The organism is Salinispora goodfellowii (genome assembly GCF_059570675.1).
In genome coordinates, this window is the sequence record NZ_JCANTD010000019.1 from 80,257 (window position 1) to 101,425 (window position 21,169).

The following is a 21,169-nucleotide window of genomic DNA, read 5'->3' on the forward strand; positions in this document are numbered from 1 at the left end:
ACGACAGCGCCGGTCCCTGCCCCGGACGGCAGTCCGCGCGATAGCCGCGTCGAGGGCGTCGTCCAGGTCGTCATCATGCTGGCCATCGGCGGCGCAGCGGGGGCGGCCAGCTTCACCCACGTGCATAACGTGGCCGCCGCGCACGGCCAACCCGGTTGGCTGGCCTGGGCCGACGCGATCGTCCTGGAACTGATGTCCATCGCCTCCGGCCTGGAACTGCGCCGCCGCAAACGCGCCCACACCTCCACCGTCTTCCCCGCCACCGTGCTGGCCTGCGCCGTCACCCTGTCCCTGGCAGCCCAGGTCGTCGAGGCCGAACCCTCGATCATCGGGTGGATCGCCGCCGCCGTACCCGCGCTCGGATTCCTCGTCATGGTCAAGATCGCCCTCGGCCGGACCAGCGCCGCCACGCCCGCCCCTGCCGTGGCGGTAGTGGACTACCAACCGGATGAGGCCGGGCGGACCGTTGCGGACAGCGGACCAGATGAGGCCACCCGGACCGCTACCACGGCGGGGGAGCGGTCCAGGACCCGGACCGTCCGCTCACCGGATGCTCGCCGCCGACATGGCGGACGGAACCGGCAGCGAGCGGACCGGGGACGGTCCGCGCAGCCGTCCGCCGATGTTGGCGAGCTGCTGCCGGCGGCGCGCAAGGTTCGGGACCGGCTCGCCGCGAATGGGCAGGCACTGACCCGGGCTGAACTCGCCGAAGCGCTGCGCGCTGCCGGTCACACCGTGTCCAACACCCGAGTATCCGAACTCCTCAAGACCCTCAAGGCCGAGTCATCGGCACCACCCGAGCTGATCGTGGAACCGGTCATGCCGACCAACCCGACGCCATCGCCTCTGTCACCGGAGCGGCGCAACGGTGGCGAAGCTGCCACCCCTGCGCCGGTCGACCCAGACGGGAGCAATCCGTTCCTACCGCACAGCTATCCCTCTCGTAACCAGGAGAAACCTGATCATGAACAGCCTCACCAATCACGCTGACAAGATCACCCACACCACGACCGACAGCACCACCACCGCGCCCGGCGTCGGGGAGGTGTGGACGATCGAGCGCATCCGTGCCCTCGGCGTCACCACCACCCTCGCCACCACCGCCTCGGTGCTCGGGATCAGTCGATCCCAGGCGTACCGGCTCGCGGCAACCGACCAATTGCCCGTACCGCTGATCCGGGCAGGCAGCCGCATCATCGTCCCGGTCGCCGGCCTCCTCCAACTCCTGCTGGTCGGGAACCCCGCTTCAACCGATGACCACCGACGACTTGATGCCGACGCGAAGGTGAGCGTGGATGCAACGACCCCGCCACCAGCGGATTCCACCCGGCGCCGCTGGCGGCACCAAACCGAGCATCCAGGAGACGACGAGTGAAGGGATCGACCTTCAAACGCTGCGGCTGCCGCGACAGCGTCACGGGCCGCAGGCTGGGACGCTCCTGTCCCCAGCTTCGCCGGCCCGGCGGTGGCTGGTCCCGCACCCACGGCCACTGGCACTGGCAGATCGAAATCCCCGCCCGCGCCGACGCCACCCGCCGCCCACTACGCCACGGCCCCTACACCACCCAGGCCGACGCCGACGCCGTACTGGACCGCATCCGGGCCGCGCTCGCTGTCCCTGACCCCACCGATCCGCACTCCACCATCAAGACCGGTGACCTCATCGAGGCCGCGGTGAAAGCCGGCACGCCCGTTCCCAACCCGGACCAGGTCCGGCGGGCGCTGCACCTGGACATCACCCCCGCCGAACTACCGACGATGGAGGCGTACCTGACCGACTGGCTCGCCGGACGCAAGAACATCAAGGCAGGAACCCTGCGCTCCTACGAAGGACACATCCGGCTGTACCTGATCCCGCACCTCGGCCACCTACGCATCGACCGGCTCCGCCCCGGCCACATCGACGCCATGTACGACGCCATCGCCGCACGCAACACCACCATCGCCACCCTGCGCGCCAGCCGCGACCCCGCCAAACGCGCCCAAGTCAAGAACCAGCGAATCGTCGGCAACCGGACCCTGCACGTCATCCACGCCACCCTCCGCAAGGCCCTCAACGACGCGATGCGCCGCCACCGCTACCTCGACACCAACCCCGCCCTCATGATCGAACTACCCACCGCCCGACCACCCAGGCCCACCATCTGGACCGACCAACGCATCCGCACCTGGCGTGACACCGGCAAGCCACCCAGCCCCGTCATGATCTGGACACCCGAACACACCGGCCGATTCCTCGACCACACCCACGGCGCCAACGACCGGCTCTACGCTCTCTACCACCTCATCACCTTCACCGGCCTCCGCCGAGGGGAAGCCTGCGGCCTGCACTGGGACGACCTCGACCTCGACGCCGCCACCCTCACCGTCCGCTGGCAACTCGTCCAACACGGCTGGGCAACCGCCATCGACACCCCGAAGACCACCGACAGCGAAGCCACCGTCGCCCTCGACACCGATACCGTCGCGGTACTGCGCGACCACCGCGCCCGGCAACACCGTGAACGCCTAGCGGCGGGCGTCGCCTGGACCAGGACAGGGCTGGTGTTCACCACCCCGACCGGTGAGCGCCTCCACCCCGCCGACGTCACCGACCACTTTCACCACCTCGCCACCCAAGCCGGGCTACCACCCATCCGCCTCCACGACCTCCGCCACGGCGCCGCCACCATGGGCCTCGCCGCCGGCGTCCAGATGAAGGTCATCTCCAACCGGCTCCGCCACTCCAGCCCACACTTCACCGCCAAGTTCTACGGGGATGTCTTACCCGAGCTGTCACACGCTGCTGCCGAAGCCACCGCATCTGTCGTACCCCGGCGGCATGGCAGCGGAGCGCGATCGGCATAGGCAGTCGGGCCGAGCGGCAGATGCTCGCGGTGGTGGCCTCCCCCACCTCAGAGAATCCAGGGAGGCCACGTCTGCTACTCGTCCCCGAGAACCTCTTGCAAATCGAGGTTAGCGATCTTGGTTGGCAGGAGGTATTCCTCGATCTGTTCCGCGAGGTGCAGCGGCCACGGTAGGACGGTGGTGCCCCGGACGTACGGTGCTGCATCTCGCAGCTCGTGTGCCAGCGTCGCCCAGTGCTCGGGCTGGTCGCCGTCCTGGATTCCCGCCACGAGCAGCTCGATAAACTGCGGGTTCCATACCTGCGCCTTCGGCTTCGGGGCAGTGAGCTTGCCGTTGTGCTCGCCGGGGATCAGCTTCGACACGCCCTTCAACGCCCCGGAGTGCGTGCTGGGCTTGCCCGTAGTGCTGCCGTACACCCGAGGGACCAGGAAGCTCCATAAGCCCTTGGGCTGTCCTGTGTCGTCGTCGGTCACGCCGTAGCATTCCGGCGTCTCGCAGCCTTCAGCGGTGCGAACGCGTACATGACGCAGGCCGGGCAACTTGCTGATCGGCTGAGGTTCAGTGGCGCCGAAGCCAAGGCTGTCGAGCTGGATGCGGCCGTTCGTGAGGGTGTTCCAGACGCCGCGCAGGTTCTGCGCATGGGTGAGCAGCAGGGTGTCGGGGAAAGCGCTGGTGGCCTCATCGACGACGTCCTTGGCGAACCGGACCACGTCGTCGGGGCCGCACTTGAGGTCTACGTTGACGTACTGCTTACCGATCTCCACAAGCCCGGTGTGCAGAGGCTGCCAGGGCACCTTGGGCGCACGGACTTGCACATGCTGACCGGTGGGGTCTACAAGCACGGCGACCGGGACCTGTCGCGCGAGCCCCCAGACGCGTCCCTTGTTCTGGCGAATCATCCAGACGGCCAGGAGGGCAGGCTGCCGGAGTAGGGTATCTCGCGCCGGCTCAGGGAGCGGTTCGGGGCGTACGCCGAGCTGCCGGAACAGATCATCGACGGCTGCGGCGAACCGCTCTCGGTTCGGGTCAGAGGGCTCCCTGCCCTCACGGGAACGAGGGGGACGCTTCGGCTCGGCAACCGGGGTGACGAATTGGCTGAGCCGTCCCGTCCGCAGCAGGCCGTGCCGGATCGCGAATTTGGGATCGTCGCCGCGTCGCCGGCCCTGATAGGCGTCGGGGTGGGCGATCTCGACCAGGGCGATTGTCGGGTTTGCCGCTTGGCCAAGTGCGTCGGCGATGTGCTCGATGCGAGCCTCCACCGCAGCCTGGGGCCGGCGTCCGCCCCGGTCGAGGTCGGCGCGAATCGTCGGTGCCGCCAGCCGCCGAATCCCGACGGTCACCGCGCCAAGGTCGATGTGGGCCCCGGCCTCGTCGAGCTGCTCGGCACGGGGCATCGGGACACCGAGACGGCTGGCGAGCCGGTCGAGGGCGTACTGCGTGGCCCGGTCGGTGTCGGTGAGCAGCTCGATGTCCAGGCGTGGCCCGAAGATCTCACCGAGATAGGTGGCCGAAACCTGGCATTCGCTGATGCCGCCAAGCCCCTTGTATACAGTGCACTTTTCGCGGGGGAGCGCCGCGGCCGGACGGAGGTATGGGGTGAGTGCGTTGATGACCCAGTCCATCAGCGGCTGGCGATCGGCGACCGACAGCCCGGCGCTAACCTTTTCAGCCGACAGCATGCCTGTGCTGTAGACCAGCGCAGCTGCGTCGCCGTGGCGCTGCAGGTAGTCGAGTGGCTTGTCCACTAGCTGCTGCGGGTCGGGCAGGCGACCGAGACAACCGGCTTCCTTCAGTATGCTCGCGAGGGCGTCGTGCCAGCGTGGCCCGTAGCTGCTCGAGCCGTCCCTCTCAGCCACCTTGACCTGCCTGATCCGAGCCGTGCCGAAGTGACGAGAGTTCTTTAGGCCGGCCAGGTACGGCACGGTCGGCGCTAGGTACACCGAGTGGCCGTGGTCGAAGGCGAGCTTGCCCCGCACAGGCATCCAGCGCCGCACGCCGTACGACAGATAGACCAGCAGCTCATCACTGGTGGGCAGGGTCTGCACGCTGACCCCGATCTTGACCGAGAACGGGGTCTGATCCTCGATTCGCTCCGGCGGCCAGGACATGATTTCTGCGCCGTCGGCGCTTGGGCAGCGCAGGAACCGCAACTCGTTATGCGGGCACGTTGCGTCCGGGCGGGACAACGTCGCCGCGATCTCCATCGGGAGCAGGCGCCTGGCGCGCTGCCGTTCTTCCGGAGCGGTCAGGTTGAGGTGAACCGGCGACCAAGTGAGGTGGCTGGCGTGCAGCTCGGACAGGGCCAGGGAGACCTGCTCCGGCGTGCCCTTCTGCGCGCGTACCCACGCCGCGACCAGGTTGAAGATGGCTGCCGGGTTTACCGCGCGGTATGCGAGCAGCCAGTCCTGGTCGTCGTCGCCACGTCCGGCGTACGGAAGCGTGACGACGCAGTCGGGAACGAGGGCGGTGATTGCGTCGTTGAGCGAGGCGATTGGGATGCTGGTGACGTCGCCACCGCGCTGCGCCTGGGCGAGCCGGCGCAGCGGCTCCTTCCAGCGGCCAGGGAACCGCATGAGGTAGTAGGCACGCTCGATCGGGGCTGCGGGATCGAGACGCATGACAGTGACAGCGAGGTTGTCGTAGCGGGGTGCCATTCAGCGGTCTCCCATGTTGGTCAGGGCGCGGTACAGGGGCTGGTAGAGCGCCTGGACCAGGTGCCGATCGGTGTTGACGCCGTTGGGCTCGAAGTACGGGGTGAGCACTTCGCGCATGCCGTGCAGCAGGCTGGTGCTGGCATCGTCGAGGTCAGTGTCGGTGTCGCTCCTGCGCGCAGTGACCGGTGCGAAGGCGGCGTCGCAGAAGTAGACCTTCGCGGCTTGGCCGCCGCGTAGGAGCCGGCCCACGACCTGCCAGACGGTCACGAGTTGGGTCCAGGCCACACGTTGGCGTTCGTCCGTGCCGAGCTGGCTGTATGCGACCAGGGCGTGCAGCAACCGCCGCCACTGGCGCTGCGCGGCTCGGCGTCGCTGGCTGCCAGCACCTACGAGGCGTTCGTGCGCCGGGCAGTCGCCCCCAAGCGGGTGCGGGCGTAGTTGTTCGAGGGCGTATTGATTGATCCGCTGAGTGACGTAGCTGAGATCCTTCGGCCGCGGGTGAGGACGTACCAGGAAGAACGCGGCGCCGATGGCGGCCACGCCGTCGTTGTTGAGGATGTTGTGCCCGCGCTCGACGGCCAGGATGGGGGCGACTAGCAGCCACGCACTGTCGGTGCCAAAGTCCGCGACATCGCCGCGGCGTAGCAAGTGGCCGTCGTCCCAGCCGGTTTCCAACTCGTCGTCGCCGATGAGGCAGCGCACCTGCCCCTCCCAGGAGGATTTGCGCCGAAGCAGCTCATTGGTGACGGTGCGGGCCTCGGCGTAACTGCCGACCAGCAGCATGATCTTCTGTCGGCCGGGCGGCAGGTCGGCTCGCTCCCGCTCCAGGCGGTTCCGTCGCCCGGGACCCGCGCCGGGCTGGGTTAGAGCGGCGACCATCTGCCGCAGGGCGGCCGCGCGTTCCTCCCCGTAGCGGCCGGACACCCAGATCGGTGTACTCCGTTCGCCTTGGTGTTGGATATCCAGAGCGAATGTGGTCTCGGAGATGGCGGCGAGTTTTTGCGGTGACGGGCGCAGGATCGCCTCGACCGGCACATCAATGTGGTAGCGAGGCGAGGTTCCGGCCCAACTGGTCCCAGACAACAGCAGTACGTTCGGGCCCGGCCCATCGGCGGGAAATAGGTAGGGCAGGCCAACCAACAGGGCCCGCCCTACGCCCGTGTAGCGGAAAAATCGGAACTCGCCCAGCTGGCCATCACGGCGGTCGGTCTCGTCCTCGACGTACTGGAAGCCCAGCACGTTGCCCATCGGGGACTCGGGTGCCGCGACGGCGAGGTCGCTGGGCGGACGGCGTACCTCCGCCGGAAGCGTGTCGAACATATCCAGCTCGGCCGCGACTTCGGGCCAGATGGCGAGCATCAGGTTGAGTCGGTGTGCCATCACGGCTACGGCGATGGCCAACTCCAGCCGCCACACGTTGCGGTCGAGCTCTGCGGGTGCGATCTTCCTGCCTTCGACCAGCTCTCGATCGCTCAGCTCGGTCAGCCACTGCCGGACGGTGTCCTCCCTCGTCTCTTCCTCGGTGTCTGACAGTTGCGCCTCAGCCAAATTAGCCAGACCTTTCGCAACCTCGCCGGATGCCCCGGTCGGGTCGTCAATGAACGCGTTGAACTGCTCGCGCAGCAGCTTGTAGAGCTCATCGTTGTCCCATCCAGGGTCTGGTTTGCGCCCCTTCGCATAGGTGTAGCCGGCCCAGTTCTGAGCAAGGCTGTTGAAGAGAGTCCAAGCGGTGAAGTAGTCGGGGTCGAGCCAGTTCAACACTGGCCGGCCGGCCCGGACCCGGTCTCTCTGCAGCAACTGGTAGATGATGTCGGCTGCGGAGCGGGCCTGGTTCAGAGCCGTCGTAAACCGGCGGATCTGTCGGGAACTGACCGGCGCACGGCCGGTTGCCCGCAGCTTCTCCGCCACCCGCGCCCCAATCTCGTCGATCCACGCTTCCTGGCTCGGCCCAAGCAGCACCTGGGCACTGGCGAACATCTCATCGAGGTTTGCCTGCACCTGGTCGGCCTCGTCGACCAGGATCAGGTCACTGCGCCGCCACGCCGCCTCCAGGTACCGCATCTGCTCGTGCCTCAACGGCCCAGGCACGGGGGTGTGCACAAGACTCCACGGCGTCGCGATCCACACGTTCGCCGTGACCAGTCGACGCGCGGCCTCATGCCGCTGGCAGCGGTACCACAGGGGACAGGTGCGCCGGACTCCGTCACGCCAGCCATCCACCGGGGCGTCCGGATCCGTCTCGATCAGGTGCTGACAGGGCGCCTCGCGCACCTCTAGGGGGATGGGGGTGCCCCGGACAGCATCGAGTGGGCAGGCCGTACTGACCAGGTCGAACCCGTACGGATCGGAGGGCAGAAGCCGGCCAGGCGCAGGCGGTTGGAGCCGATGGAGCCGTTCCGCATGCCGGGTTCGGTTCTGCCCCATGACCGGTGCCGCCACCACGCCGTCATACCAGGACAGCTCGTGCGCCATGCGTAGTGCTGCTGAGTTGTCGCCGACCACGATCGTCACCCGGAGGCCATGTTGCGCTGCCCAGGCCGCCAGAATCGTTACGAGGGTGCTCTTGCCGACACTAACCATGCCGACCATGTGCAGGATCCGGTCGATGCGAAGGGTCGTGGTGTCGCCGAAGGTATTGTTGGCGAGCCGGACCTGTAGCGTGACGTCCAGCAGGCGCTCCTCCCATCGGTGGGAGGAACGTCCGGCCTCCAGATCGGTGGCGTCCATACCTTGAGCGGTCGCCACCAACTCCTGCCAGGTGACCTCGATCGGTGCCCGGGCCCGGACGGCCAGGTCATGCAGAGCCGGCGCCGGCGCGGGTGGAAGGTTGTCCGGTACCGTCACGCCGTGACCACGAGCTGTAGAACTCATGCGGTACCGGCCGGGTGCGGCGAACCGGACGCGGGTGGTGGCGAAGGGCAGGGGCTCAGTGAGTAGCTGCTCGTACCAGTCCCATCGGTTCGCCGCCACGCTGCACTGCCGCCGTACCGGTCGGCCGAGCGGGTCCAGGTGGTAACCCCGGACTGCTTCAGGAGCTGACCGGTAAGCCCGCAGTAACTCGTCCCACCCGTAGGGGCGTTGGCTGCGCCACAGCAGGGATCGCGCGTTGGCGAGCCGCACCACCGCGTCGGCTGGTGGGCGGGGGACCGCGTCCCACAGTGCCCGGTAGCCGTCGAGCAACGCGGGCACTCCGCTGGCGGCTTGATCGGCGGCGACTGTTTCCAGCAGATACAGGCATAGTTCGGTGTCCATCAGCCGTGAGGGTGAAGGCTGCTCGCCAGCCGGGGTGTAGTGGCCGCGGAGTGCGCGGGTAAAGCGGTTGCGGATGGTGTTGATCTGCCTCATGCCTCGGCCTCCACCCGCTGCTTCACGGCATCGATGAACGCCGTCTCGGAGACCGCCACGATTCGCTGGCCCGGACGTACCTGGGGACAGGCATTCCGCAGCCGTGCCACGTATCGCGGATGTGCCTTGACCTGCTCTTGGCCGATGACGACGTAGGCCCTCTCCGCCTCCGGCGACACGGTGAAAAGCCGCTCACGCAGTCGTCGGGCCAGCCGTACCGGGTTGCGCCAGGCCTTGATATCGGCGACCCAAGGTCGTTCCGCGAAGACCGCGATGTCGCATGCGTCGAAGTCGGGCCACAACGCCACCGAGGCGCCGAGCTTCCCGATCGCGTCGACGATTCGCAGCTCTGCACGACCCGGTGCCGTGATGAAGGTGCGCAGCTCACGCCGCAACCACCACACGCCCTCGCTGGCGAGGTGGTCCGCCCCGGCCGTTCCGGGTGCCGGGCAGGTCTCGTCCTCGCAGACCCAGGTCCGGTCATCATCGAGTGGCAACCGAAGACCGGCGCATCCGCCGCAGGTCCGAATCACGCCGTCAGCCATCGCTTCCGGCGGCGCCTCCACATATGCCTGACGCACCTCATCTGACAGCAGCGCCAGGTCAGGATCGGTCAGCCGCGCGTCGAGCTCCATCGCCGCGATCGCCGGCTGTCGGATCAGGAGCTCGCGGAACGCGACGTAGGACTGCGGTGCGTTGTGGGCCCGGGTCTTGTCCATCACCGCCCGCAACAGCGCGTTCTCGCGGATCTCGCCTTCGACATTCCCACGGAGGCTGCCGAGTTCCTCACAGGCTGCCGTCGGGCGGCCATAGATGAGCAGCGACTCATCTGGGTCAACGTCGGTGCCGGTGAGGTCGATCTTCCAGTCGCCGAACGGCTCCTGCGCAAGCTGGAGTAGCTCTACCACGCTGGCCGGCACGGGCGCGTCCTGATGCCAGGCGAGCAGGGTCAGTCGGTCCAGCGCGAGCTGCAGGTTCACCGGGTACGGCAGCCGGAACGCGTCACCCGATGCGGTCTGCTGTGCGTACTCGAGAATTCCGCTGGCGAGTTGTGCAACCGCAATCTGCGGGCCGGGCAGCCACGTCGGAGCTGCTGACGTGTCGATCATGCATGCACCTTCTGTCAGAGGACGACGTAGGCCCAAGGCGTCTGCGCCAGCCCGACTGGTCTCGGATGCGCACCCCTTCGGCCACGGAGCGCAGCATCGAGGATCGCCGACAAGCGGCCTCATGGCCAGCACCACCGCTACTGATGGCTCCGTGATCCCGCGTTGGCTACACCGCGTCCACCGCCGGCCGGGCCGCTACCCGTACCTGTGCACCCAGTCGCATGCGGGCACCGAAATCGCCGACCACCAGGGTCTACCGTGGATGGCTGCAGATGACTAGGCTAGGAACTTCGATTGGGCAGAGGAGCCGCATGACCAATCTTATTCCTGGCGTAGGCGCAGGTTCGTTGCTGAACTCGAAGCTGCTGGCTGAGGACCGATCAACTCGGATCGGTGCGATCTACCGGATCGACTACACCGAGGCGATCGTTCTTACGCATGACCGCTGGAAGTTCGACGCGGGTGGCATACCCCAGCATTCATTCCTACTCGCCACGGCCCAGGATATCAACACCCCGCAGGTCGATGACGATGAAGTCTTGCTGCTGCGTGTTGAGGGAACATCGCCACTCTCGATGGATAGTGACCTCCATGCTGTTCGCGAGGAGTCCCTTCGTGCCGCCCTCTCGAGTAGCCAGAGCCCATCGCCGTCCGTCGTGCTCGACGTGGATATGGATCCGTTCACGAAGAATCGCGTCTCCTTCACCGGGCTGCGCTGTAGAATTCTCGGCACTTTTTACGAAGATGACGTCGAAGGCCAGAAAGTCCTCGAGTTCGGTGCCGATGTCGACAACTTTTACGCCACATCCACATATCGAGTACTGAAGCCAGTCGGCGATGGGCTTTCGGCAATCGCGTCATACCTGAAGCCGACCGGCCGTCCCGTAGAACGCGTCCGTATCGGTGCGGTACGGTACTCCGCGACTCGTCGCCGGGCGAAGGCATCGAAGCAGGCCGCAGCTACTGTTGAAGTCAACATCCGTGACTTCATCGGTCACAAGACTGCGCTCCTAGGCATGACCCGGATGGGTAAGTCGAACACTGCGAAGATCATCGTTGCCCGCACCTTCGCTATCTCGGAGCGTCAGCGCTCTGCTGGTAAACGCCCTGTGGGTCAGTTGATCTTTGACCCGCAGGGCGAGTACGCGAACCCGAACACCCAAGACGGCACCGAGATCGCGGCTATCGGTGAGAAGCACGTCCGAATCTTCAAGTTTGGTGCGGATGGATCGCAGTCTCACGTGAAGCCTCTCTCAATCAACTTCTACTCGGAAAACCAGATAGACGCGGTCCAGAGCCTCATTTCCGGTGAGCTTAGTACTGACGAAGCGGGCTACGTAAAGGATTTCGCGGGGGCGTCCTACGCGGATGTCCCAAGCGACCGGTCCGCTACCACGCACGCGCAGCGCGCAAGACTCGTTCTCTACGGAGCGCTCATGCGGGCAGGCTTCGAAGTGCCGCCTGGCTTTCGAGCTCTTATCAACATAAAGACCGAGTTCCAACGGGTGATCACCGACAAGCTTCCCCATAGTCCGTTCGTCAAAGTGGGGTCGACGGCTAATATGGTGACTGTGGGTGCCTCGGACGTGGAGGCCGTCGTAGATGCAATCGTGAAGCTTCGCGAGGCGGGCGACGCCTACGCCGTGGACTTCACGAAGAATGTCCGATGGACGAGCGTGGAGCCGATCTTCACGACTAAGAGTCAGAACCGCAACGTTCGCGGTTGGAAGAACCTCAACCCGCTGCGGCCATTCCATAGCCCCCTGACACTGAATGATCCCGCAATCGAAATTTACGACGAACTCGTTCAAGGGCGTATTGTCATCGTCGATCTTCATGTCGGCGCGAGTGCGATAACCAAGGCCTTGAGCGAATCGATAACCGCCCGGCTACTTGAGCGCCAGACCTCTGTCTTCACGGCAGGGCAGGAGCCTCCAGCCATTCAGGTGATGCTCGAAGAGGCCCACAACCTGTTCTCGTCGGACCGTTATAAGGATGACCGAGACATCTGGGTCAAGCTTGCCAAGGAGGCGAGCAAGTTGAATCTCGGCATGACATACGCAACCCAGGAAGTTTCAGGCGTAGCGCACCAGGTAAAGGCCAACACCGCCAACTGGGTTGTTGCGCATCTGAACAACACTAAGGAAGTTCGCGAACTCGCCCAATTCTATGACTTCGGCTCGTTCTCCGATGCCATCATCGCGTCTGAGGACCGCGGCTACGTAAGGGTCAAGACCCTGTCGTCGCCATACATCGTTCCGGTGCAGATCGATCGCTACGACCCGGAACTCGTCAATGAAGCCCGCAGGTCTGCGGGAGATCCTCCGTTGACTCCGAACGGTGATGGGTCGGTTGGCTGATGTCATACGAGACAGTCGGTGGAACGCGCGAACTCGCCTCGCGCCTCGGGCACTCAACCGCCGCAGTCCGTGCCATCGCCGATCAACGTACGTTCCACGTCCCAGTCGAGGTGCTGCGCGATGTCGAGGAAATCCGGAAGCGAGTCCGACCCCGAGGCGACCTCAATTCCTCAGCATCGTCGCTGTCCTCTGCCCTCGCTGTCGATGGGTCGTACGTTGTTGAGCGAGTGCGGGACGGATTGCCGTCCGTGCTGTATGGGTTTGCGCAGGCTGCGGCGGCGTATCTCGACCTCAGTATCCTTGAAGCGCAGAAGGCGCAGCGGTTTGTCGATCCCTACGAGATCGCAAGAGCCGTCAACACGGCGCTTGTGACGCTCGACCTTCCGGTCGTTGGCGCCTACACCCGAGAGGGTGTCGACATCGCGACCTCGTGGCGAGAGGCGATCGACCAGCTCTTTCGTACGAAGAAGGTGGAAGTCAATCGTCTGAATCAGACATTGCTCGAACTGCTCTTCCTCTTACATGGGAAGCCGGGCGTGCCTGCGTCAACGGTGCCCGTGAACTGCCCGAGTGAAGACTGTCGCAAGGACGTTCGAGTCCCGCGGGGTGGAGTCGCTTGCGATCAATGCGGAAGTTGTCTATTTCCTACCGACGTCCTGCGCATCCACGAGGAAGTGGGTGAGGAAGGAAGTAACCAGTCTGCCCTCGGTCGGCTCATGTCGGTTGTCGAACTCCTTGTGCTCGTCGGGCTGGCTACCCTTCTGTGGGAGCAGTCTCGTCAGGAGATACTGCCTACTACTCTGTTCATTGTCGATGGGCCTCTTGCCGTGTACGGGCCTCCGGCCAAGTTGCGAGGCCGTGCCCTCGACTACTTCCAAGCGATGGCTACGACCACGCCGGGCGTCGGTCCCTTTGTCTGTGGTATCGAGAAGTCGGGTGCCATGGTCGACTACGCACGTCAGTTGGCTCGCCATAATGTGCTAACCCCTGGCGACCTTCTTGTTTGTGATGAGCAGATCATCGCTCGCGTCACCAACGCGACGAATGCGCGTGCCTACGGCAAGGAAACCTACTGGGGGCGGAAATTTGTATATCGGGCGCTGGACGGACGGGTGGTGGTCCCAACGGTCATGCCACCGTCAGGCGCGCCGTACGACGCGAACGGGGGACAGTCCGCCCCAAAGAACTACCCGACGCTTCCCCCAATTCTCGACGTTATCGACCGGACGGGTTCCTCCATGTACATCGACGGGGTTATCCCCGTGGCTGCCGCGCATGGAAAGGCGGCGTTTCCCATTGGCATCGGCACTGACGTGCTGCGGCTGGTGGCCAGCAAGCGACTTGGCTTCGATGGAACGGCCCGCAGTGCGGGACTGGTATCATGATCACCGTGACAGGCACCCTACGCGAGCAGGAGTCGGCGCGTACGGAGATTCTGGTTCCAGTGGGAACGACGCCGCGCAAGATCGACCGAACGCCTGCACAGGTCGCGCATACCCTGGCCACAGGCCGCTACCAGAGTCCCCTGCGCTATCCGGGTGCCAAGAGCGGTCTATCGAATGTAATCGGCGAGCTGATTGCAGCCTCTCAGCGGTCCGCTCGAGTCAGGAGAGTCGACCTCCTGGTGGAGCCTTTCGCTGGTGGCGCGTCGACCACTCTCAGGCTGGTTGGTGCAGGCATCGTCGAGCGGGCGCTACTTGCGGATGCAGATCCGATCGTGGCGGCTTTCTGGCAGGTGGCGGCCTCTCGTACGCAGGAGCTTGTGGAGCGGATTGCCGACGAGCATGTGACATACGTCGCTGCAGGCGGGGCAACAGCACTGGCACGTTGGGACTACTGGCGCGACTGGAAGGCGTCTCCTGGCACCAGCCGTTCGACTGAGGACCTCGAACTCGCCACCAAGTGCCTGTTCCTGAACCGAACCACCTTCTCAGGCATCCTCCATGGGCAGGCAGGCCCTATCGGCGGTCGCGCGCAAATCTCGGCGTACGGCATTGGGTGCCGATTTAACCTCAAGAGCTTAGTCGAGCGGCTCGAATACGTTGGTCACCTTTACGACACGAGGAGGATCGCCGACGTCTGGCGATCGGACTGGAAGACCACGCTTCACGGCGTCGCCTCGCACTATAAGACGCTGCTTCCCGACCGTGTGGTTGCGTACCTCGACCCGCCTTACCTCTCGAAGTCGGGCAAGCTCTATCGGGCTTCGTATGATGGTCAGGCAGCGCAGGCGGGTAAGGATCTCGACTGGATGGGCATGCTCCAGCATCGCAACCTGGCCGAGTACCTGCGGCAAGAGATGCAGTACCGCTGGATCTTGTCGTACGACTATGACGAGCGCCTGCTCACGGAGGACGCGTTGTATGCAGCAAGGGCAATGCGCCCCTCGAGGGCCAGCCGTGAGCTGAACGGTGTCAAGGCTTGGCGAATCAGCAAGCGCATGGTGACATTGAACTACACCGCCTCCTCGCGAACCGGACGTGGTCCGGCACAGGAACTCTTGCTCACCACGCTTCCACCGGCAACAGTGCCAACAAACGACAGATTACTCGCCCAGGCGCCTGGCTGATCTGCGGGTCACTCAATGCGTGGCCAATTCTGCTAAGACTCACCCTGCCAACGTCAGCTCAAGTCATCAGCCTCTCGAAGCTTCCGACCGTAACAGACAACGAGGCTATTGGGTCTCTCAATGTAGTAGCCGCGGCCTAAGGGCTAAAGATCGAGGCATTGCGTCAGCGGGTGCTCAGCGGGTGCTCGGTCGCCGTGGACAGGCCCGGCGGCGGGTGGATCGTGCGGTACGTGCGTCCGGTAGCACCAGCCGAAACCGGCCGGTGCATGGACCGATGAGAGTCGTGGGGACTGCGAAGCATGGATCAACGCCGGCTCTTAATCCGCGGGTTCGGGGTTCGAGTCCCTGGCGGCGCACCAACGAGCAAGGCCCTGACCTGGTACTTCTGTGCCGGTCAGGGCCTTTTCGCGTACGCCGGTGTGGTCGGTCGCTCGGTGGGTGCTCGGGAGCCGTTGGACCTCACGATCGCCCTGGCCGTCGTCAACCTCCTGGTCTGAGGAGGTCGGCGGTGTGGTGCTGGAGTCAGCGGTGTCGTGCTGTCCTGCTACCCCTACGCTGGCGGCGTGAGGGAGCCCAGCGCGGACCGGCCTGGTAGGTGCTGATGGACCGGCGTGCGGCAGCTGCTGCCGAGGCGGTTCCCGACGCTATTCGGGCGGACGTGGAGACGCTCTGGCGCTACCACGACATGCGTCATGAGTTGCGTCCGTGCGACGTGGGGATCGGGTTGGGCAGTCATGACCTCGGCGTGGCTGTCATCGCGACGCGCTTGTTCCGCGAGGGCCTGTTCCCAAGGATCGTGTTCACTGGCGCGAACGCCCCGACGACCGTCGAGCGGTTCCCGCGTGGGGAAGCGGTGCACTATCGCGAGTACGCCGTTGAGCAGGGCGTACCCGGGGAAGCGATTCTTGTGGAGCCGCGTGCCATGAACACCGCTCAGAACCTGGAGTACTCGCGTCAGCTCCTGACCGAACACCGGATCCCGGTGAAGTCGGTGCTGATCATGTCGCGGCCGTACCAGCAGCGTCGGGCCTACGCCACCTGCAGGTTGATGTGGCCGGAGGTCGATGTGGTGTGCGCGTCGAACCCGCTCGATTTGGACGACTACATGAGCAGCATCGGCGACCGGCGGCGGGTGGTGGACATGCTGGTGGGCGACACGCAGCGGATCGAGGTGTACGCGGAGCGCGGGTTCGCGATCCCGCAGGAGATGCCGGACGAGGTACGGGCGGCCTTCGAGCGCCTGGTGGCGGCTGGCTACACGAGCCGGTTGGTCTGAGCCCAGCTACCAGCGCGGCCCTCCCGACCGGACGCCCATCCGTTCGCTGAGTTCGACGGCCAGTCGCGGTGGCCGGGGGCGGGTGAGGATGTCCCGGACGAGGTCGCGGGAGAGCCGGTGGTAGCGCACCTGGTCGGGGCCGATGACCTCGGCGTCCAAAAGCGCGGCGAGCGCGTCGTCGATGCGGTTCCACCGGGCGAGGGCTCGGGCGGTTTCGATGGTGTGCCGAACCTGCCGCTCGACGGGCACGGTGCTGGTGTCGAGTGGGGCGCCGATGGCGATGGCGCGTTGCACGTCGCCGAGTTCCATCGCTACGGTCGTCTTGTGGATCGACACGTTGGTCGGCCCGAACGCGGTCCACACGTGGTTGCCGTCGGCACCAAGCCGTCGTGCGGCGGCGTCGGCCTCGGTGATGTGGGTGTCGGCCGAGGCGCGGTCGTCGTCTCGGGCGGCGGCCAGCGCGCAGACGAGGTGCAGGCTACCGTAGACCGACAGCAGCTGCGGAGTCGGCTTGGCGAGCCGTGGTTCCAGGAACTGCGCTGCCGTGGCGGCGAGGCCTCGGGCTTGGGCGTACTCACCGATGGACGCCAGCGAGTGCGCGGCGGAGCGGCTGAGTGAGCCGATGACGACATTGTCGTGGCTGGCGTTGGCGGCGGCCAGCCCTCGGCTCGCGGCGGTCCACGCGAGGTCGCCTTCGCCGAGCTTGGTGAGGAACAACGCGGCGAGCTGGTGGGCGTAGGCGGTCATCGCATGCGCGCGCTGGCCGTTGTCTCCGTCGTACGCCTCCGTGGCGGTGAGGCAGTCGTGGATGAGGTAGGGCAGCCGGCGGGCGAGGGTGCCGTACCGGGAGTGCTGGTAGGCGGTCCAGATCTCGGCGACGTCGTTCTCGATCTTGCGCAGGGCGAGGGCCGCGACGTCTCCCGTGCTGGCCAGCGCCGGCGCGAGGTGACGATAGTCGTGAAGCGCGGCCCGCAAGGCCGGGATCGTCTCGCGCCCTGAGTCGTCCGACCACTCGAACAGGCTCGGCGCACCGATCAGGTCGCCGAGGGACACGTCGAGGGCCTTGGCGATCGTGCGTATGACCGACAGCCGGTCCAGGTCGGCCCGATTCGTTTCGACCTTGCGTAACCACTCCTGCGTCTTGCCGACCAGACCGGCCAGCACCTCCTGGGAGAGCCCTCGCCGACGCCGGTAGAAGGCGACGCGCTGGCCGATCGTCATGTCGTCCGTCATCCCTCGCACACCATCACCCTGCCCGCTGAAGCCCGTCGGACCCGGTACGGATTTTCCCGGTCCTCCGTACAGTCCGCCCCTACGTTCAGTTCACCCCAGATCACCGGCGCATGTCGATGCCCGTGACGGGATCGCTGGCAGGGAGCTGCAGATGGAGGGATCGATGAGCGGGGCACCACACCACGGCTGGGGCAGCCGGCTCGGGCCGTCCGGGAGCGAACTGTCTCGGCGTTTTCCCCGCCTGCGTACCGCCATGAGGGCTGCGCGGGTGGGTGATCGGCGGTCTGCTCCCAGCCGCCGCGGTGCGGCGGCGGGCTCACCATTCCCCCGGCGAGCCCGCCGCTCATCGTCCCTGGTGGGGGTGTCGGCATGACGGTCTACGTCTCGCGTAACGCCATGGCCGGCCAGTCCCGGCGCCCCGAGCGCGGGTGGACGGCCTCGCCGGGGCAGGTCTGGCCCGCTGACCCGCCGCTGCTCACCTTCGTGTGGCGTCGGCTCTTCGAGCAGCAAGCCCGCGAGTGCGGCCGCCGGTGACCGGGCAGCAGCGCCGTCTCGCGGCGATCCGGCTCGCGCCGGCCGAGGTGGAACATCTGCCGATGCGCCCGCTGTGGCTGTGCCGCCGATGCGGGCAGCCGTGGCCCTGCGGCGCAGCGAAGCTCGCGCTCCTGGCCGAGTACCGGGACGCTCCAGTGAGCCTGTTCCTCTACCTGGCCGGCTGCCTACATGGCGCGATCGACGACCTACACCGGCTCAACCCGAGCGTCACGGGCAGCGCCGCCGAGATGTTCCATCGGTTCCTCGGCTGGCCCGCCCGCCACACTCCCGCCTACCGCTTCAGTACCACCACGGCCGTCAGCATCGAGGGGGCCACCTCGTGAACGGCATCGGCCTCATCAACGCCACCGGCCAGCCGGCGATCGCCGGCAGCTTCCACACCCTGGCCGTGCAGCCAACGAGCTTTTGCAACCTCGACTGCACCTACTGCTACCTGCCCGACCGGAGATCCCTGCGCCTGATGAGCGGCGCGGTCGCGCGGGCCTGTGCCGAGTCGATCGCCCAGCAGAACAGCGGTCATCCCGTGAGTGTCGTGTGGCACGGGGGTGAACCCACCGCCACACCCATAGGGCTGTTCCGGGGCCTGCTGGCCCCCTTCGAGGAGCTGCGGCGCGCGGGGATGGTGCGTCACGAGATTCAGACCAACGGCACGCTGATCAACCGCCAGTGGTGCGAGCTGTTTACCACCTACGGGTTCGAGGTGGGGGTCAGCATCGACGGACCGGGCGCGTTGAACCGTAACCGCCTCGACCGGGCCGGCAACCCGACGGACGCCCGGACCCTGCGTGGCATGCAGACCCTGGCCGACGCGGGGCTGGGGTACTCGGTGATCTGTGTGGTCACCCTGGAAACCATCGACCACGCGGAAGCCCTCGTCGACTTCTTCACCGGCCTTCCCGGCTGCGAGTCGGTGGGCTTCAACATCGAAGAGCAGGAGGGCGCTGACCGGGCACCGGTGTCGGAGGATGCCGCGTACCGGTTCTGGCAGCGCCTCATCGCACGTCGCGTCGGTGGCAGCCCGCTGCGGATCCGCGACGTGGACCGGCTGGCCGACTACCTTGCCGCCACCCGCTCCGGGCGCGTCGACCACGGCCCGTACGAGCCGATCCCGACCGTCTCCTGGGACGGACAGGTAGTGCTGCTGTCACCGGAACTGCTCGGCATCACCGAGCCGCGATACGGCGACTTCATCGCCGGCAACGTCCTCCAGCAACCCATCACCGCCATGCTCGCCCGCGCCAGCGACCTGGACTACGTCGCCGAGTTCGTAACAGCCCTCAACGACTGCGCCGACCACTGCGCCTTCTACGACTTCTGCCGGGGCGCTCAGGCCGGTAACCGCTACTTCGAGCACGCGACGTTCACCGCCCGAGAAACGACCTACTGCCGGACCACCCGCCAGGCCTCGTTCGCGCCGCCGCGGACCAGCTCACCCCTCAAGGAGGAGCGTCATGACCAACACACTCGCGACCCTCGTCAACGCCGCACCCGAGCAACTCGCCCGCCTCGGCGTCGACCCCCAGCGGTCGATAGCGTCAATCGACGCGGCGACGTTCGACAACCGTCCCACCTGGGACAACAAGGGTAAGTTTGACAGTCGACCCGGCTGGGACAACTGGAACAAGAAGAAGTAGCCCCACCACCACGGGAAATGTGCGGGGGTGGCGTGCCCACCCCGCGCCCACACAGGTTGAGGGACACATGCGTACCACCGCGATCGGCGACGTGAAGGTCCTGCTGCCGGACCTCGATCCGGACGACCTCGACACCACGACGGACCTGGACGGGGGCCTCACCGAGGCATTGGTCGAGGGCGCAGCGTGGCGCGGCTTGAACCTTGCGGACGCCCGCATTCGCAGCAGTCTGATCACCGGTGTGGACCTGAGCGAGAGCACCTGGGAAGGCGGCAGCCTCTACGGCTGCGAGATCACCCGCACCGATTTCTCCGGAGCGACCCTGACCGGCACCACCATCGAACGGTGCGCGATCACCGGTTCCCGGTTCACCGGCACCAGGTTCACCGACGTACGTCTCAAGGATGTCCTGTTCGACGGCTGCCGCTTTGACTACGCCACGTTCCACCGGGTCGCCGCCGCCGGGTCGGTGGCGTTCACCGACTGCACTCTCAGCAACGGCGCGTGGTCTTCCTGTCGGCTGCCGCGTATCGCGCTGCGGTCTTGTGACCTCGCCGGTCTGGAGTTGGACTCCTGCCATCTCGACGGGGCCGACCTGCGGGGCAGCCGCCTCCACGGGCTCACGACGCCGTTGGACAACCTGCGCGGCGTCACCCTCGGCGAGGACCAACTTCCTGACGTCACCCGGCTGGCCATCGCCGCCGTCAAGCTGACCGTCCGCAACGACTGAAGCCAGGGAGGCATCGTGGTCGCTGAAGCCACTGGCAGCCCGGCCACGATCCTTGTTTGCGTGCGGGGTAACTCCGGCTCGGGTAAGAGCAGCGTCGCCCGGGAGCTACGTCGCCGGCACGGCCGGGGCTGTGCCCTGGTCGAGCAGGACTACCTGCGCCGCATCCTGCTGCGCGAGCGGGACAAGCCCGGCGGCGCGGCACCTGCCCTGATTGGGCAGACCGTTCGGTTCGCCCTGGACCACGGCTATCACGTGGTGCTGGAGGGCATCATGCACGCCAGCCGCTACCGCAGCATGCTGACGGCCCTGCGGGACGGCCACCGCGGCCGGTCGCTGTTCTGCTATCTCGACGTGTCCCTGCCCGAGACGCTGCGCCGTCATCTCACGCGTCCGCAGGTCAGTGAGTTCACCGCCGCGCACATGAGCGGCTTGTACACCCCCCATGACGTACTGGGCTGGCCGAGCGAACTGGTCCTGCCCGAAACCACGGGACTGAACGATGCCGTCGAGGCCATCGCGGCTGCCGCCGGGCTTCCCCAGACCGGACGCGACGACGACCTGCTTCCGAACGTCCCGTTCCCATAGCACTGCCGGCCGAGGGTTTCGCCGTTCAGCGAGGCTCGCCGCCGGACCCATCCGCCTGTGCACCTGTTGTCCTCACTCCCGCAGGAGCCCGACGATGACCGCTGTCCCGACCTCCGCTTTCTCCGCTTTCGCGCTGGAACCTTTTCCCGAGCTCCAGCCTGGTGCGGACCTGGCGGGCGCCATCATCGGCGTCCTGGCCTGTACTGGTATCGAGTTGCAGGAGGGGGATGTGGTGGTGGTGGCTTCCAAGGCCGTGAGTGTCGCGGAGAAAC

18 protein-coding genes and 1 pseudogene are annotated in these 21,169 nt (G+C 66.3%); 15 read left to right on the top strand and 4 right to left on the bottom strand.

The features are described 5' to 3' along the window. Positions 1-72 precede the first annotated feature (72 nt). Genes T398_RS17805 through T398_RS17815 form a run of 3 tightly spaced genes read left to right on the top strand, consistent with a single transcriptional unit; the run spans position 73 to position 2,847 of the window. The gene (locus T398_RS17805; protein WP_496448368.1) at positions 73-990 is read left to right on the top strand and encodes a DUF2637 domain-containing protein; all 918 of its coding nucleotides are present in this window, start codon (positions 73-75) and stop codon (positions 988-990) included. Beyond that, positions 965-1,375 (top strand): hypothetical protein, encoded by a 411-nt coding sequence (locus tag T398_RS17810; protein ID WP_496448328.1) that lies wholly within the window; start codon positions 965-967, stop codon positions 1,373-1,375. Before T398_RS17805 ends, T398_RS17810 begins: the two co-directional genes overlap by 26 nt. Continuing rightward, complete coding sequence (locus T398_RS17815) at positions 1,372-2,847, top strand: tyrosine-type recombinase/integrase (RefSeq protein ID WP_496448330.1); 1,476 nt, start codon at positions 1,372-1,374, stop codon at positions 2,845-2,847. The genes T398_RS17810 and T398_RS17815 overlap by 4 nt, the downstream gene beginning before the upstream one ends. Before the next feature lie 74 nt (positions 2,848-2,921). Here the strand turns inward: T398_RS17815 and T398_RS17820 are convergent, their stop codons facing one another. The 3 genes from T398_RS17820 to T398_RS17830 are packed head-to-tail and all read right to left on the bottom strand — an operon-like array spanning position 2,922 to position 9,955. Further along, on the bottom strand, positions 2,922-5,501 hold the full coding sequence (locus T398_RS17820; RefSeq protein ID WP_496448332.1) for a pPIWI_RE module domain-containing protein: 2,580 nt from the start codon (positions 5,499-5,501) through the stop codon (positions 2,922-2,924). Beyond that, positions 5,502-8,846 carry a pPIWI_RE_Z domain-containing protein gene (locus T398_RS17825; protein WP_496448333.1) on the bottom strand — a complete coding sequence of 1,115 codons (3,345 nt, stop codon included), beginning with the start codon at positions 8,844-8,846 and terminating at the stop codon, positions 5,502-5,504. Further along, the gene (locus tag T398_RS17830; RefSeq protein ID WP_496448335.1) at positions 8,843-9,955 is read right to left on the bottom strand and encodes a restriction endonuclease-related protein; all 1,113 of its coding nucleotides are present in this window, start codon (positions 9,953-9,955) and stop codon (positions 8,843-8,845) included. The genes T398_RS17825 and T398_RS17830 overlap by 4 nt, the downstream gene beginning before the upstream one ends. A gap of 311 nt (positions 9,956-10,266) precedes the next feature. Between T398_RS17830 and T398_RS17835 the strand changes: the two genes are divergently transcribed. The 5 genes from T398_RS17835 (at position 10,267) to T398_RS17855 (ending at position 16,160) form a co-directional block, all read left to right on the top strand. Continuing rightward, entirely contained in the window at positions 10,267-12,315 is a 2,049-nt protein-coding gene (locus tag T398_RS17835) for a helicase HerA domain-containing protein (protein WP_496448337.1), read from the top strand. 248 nt (positions 12,316-12,563) lie between these two features. Then, a complete protein-coding gene (locus T398_RS17840; protein WP_496448339.1) occupies positions 12,564-13,700 on the top strand; it encodes a hypothetical protein in 1,137 nt (378 codons plus the stop codon). Between the two features lie 5 nt (positions 13,701-13,705). Beyond that, complete coding sequence (locus T398_RS17845) at positions 13,706-14,884, top strand: DNA adenine methylase (protein ID WP_496448341.1); 1,179 nt, start codon at positions 13,706-13,708, stop codon at positions 14,882-14,884. A 299-nt stretch (positions 14,885-15,183) separates the two neighbouring features. Next, the gene (locus T398_RS17850; protein WP_496448343.1) at positions 15,184-15,381 is read left to right on the top strand and encodes a hypothetical protein; all 198 of its coding nucleotides are present in this window, start codon (positions 15,184-15,186) and stop codon (positions 15,379-15,381) included. A 98-nt stretch (positions 15,382-15,479) separates the two neighbouring features. Next, entirely contained in the window at positions 15,480-16,160 is a 681-nt protein-coding gene (locus T398_RS17855; protein ID WP_496448345.1) for a YdcF family protein, read from the top strand. Between the two features lie 6 nt (positions 16,161-16,166). Here T398_RS17855 and T398_RS17860 read toward each other — a convergent pair whose 3' ends face one another. After that, on the bottom strand, positions 16,167-17,393 hold the full coding sequence (locus tag T398_RS17860; RefSeq protein ID WP_496448346.1) for a helix-turn-helix domain-containing protein: 1,227 nt from the start codon (positions 17,391-17,393) through the stop codon (positions 16,167-16,169). 369 nt (positions 17,394-17,762) lie between these two features. On the opposite strand from T398_RS17860, the gene amcA (T398_RS17865) reads away from it, so the two are divergent. From amcA (T398_RS17865) to T398_RS17895, 7 genes and pseudogenes are all read left to right on the top strand, one after another. After that, on the top strand, positions 17,763-17,927 hold the full coding sequence (amcA, locus tag T398_RS17865; protein ID WP_496448348.1) for a multiple cyclophane-containing RiPP AmcA: 165 nt from the start codon (positions 17,763-17,765) through the stop codon (positions 17,925-17,927). Then, positions 17,924-18,271, top strand: a complete 348-nt coding sequence (locus T398_RS17870; protein ID WP_496448370.1) for a hypothetical protein — start codon at positions 17,924-17,926, stop codon at positions 18,269-18,271. The genes amcA (T398_RS17865) and T398_RS17870 overlap by 4 nt, the downstream gene beginning before the upstream one ends. Then, a pseudogene (gene amcB, locus T398_RS17875) lies at positions 18,268-19,403 on the top strand (cyclophane-forming radical SAM peptide maturase AmcB). Before T398_RS17870 ends, amcB begins: the two are co-directional and overlap by 4 nt. Continuing rightward, positions 19,400-19,582, top strand: coding sequence for a multiple cyclophane-containing RiPP AmcA (gene amcA, locus T398_RS17880; RefSeq protein ID WP_496448350.1), 183 nt, complete (start codon positions 19,400-19,402; stop codon positions 19,580-19,582). Before amcB ends, amcA (T398_RS17880) begins: the two are co-directional and overlap by 4 nt. A 67-nt stretch (positions 19,583-19,649) precedes the next feature. Then, complete coding sequence (locus T398_RS17885) at positions 19,650-20,312, top strand: pentapeptide repeat-containing protein (RefSeq protein ID WP_496448352.1); 663 nt, start codon at positions 19,650-19,652, stop codon at positions 20,310-20,312. A 15-nt stretch (positions 20,313-20,327) separates the two neighbouring features. Next, positions 20,328-20,897, top strand: a complete 570-nt coding sequence (locus T398_RS17890) for a kinase (RefSeq protein ID WP_496448353.1) — start codon at positions 20,328-20,330, stop codon at positions 20,895-20,897. Between the two features lie 94 nt (positions 20,898-20,991). After that, positions 20,992-21,169: coenzyme F420-0:L-glutamate ligase (locus T398_RS17895; protein WP_496448372.1), on the top strand; the 178-nt coding region annotated here is incomplete at its 3' end.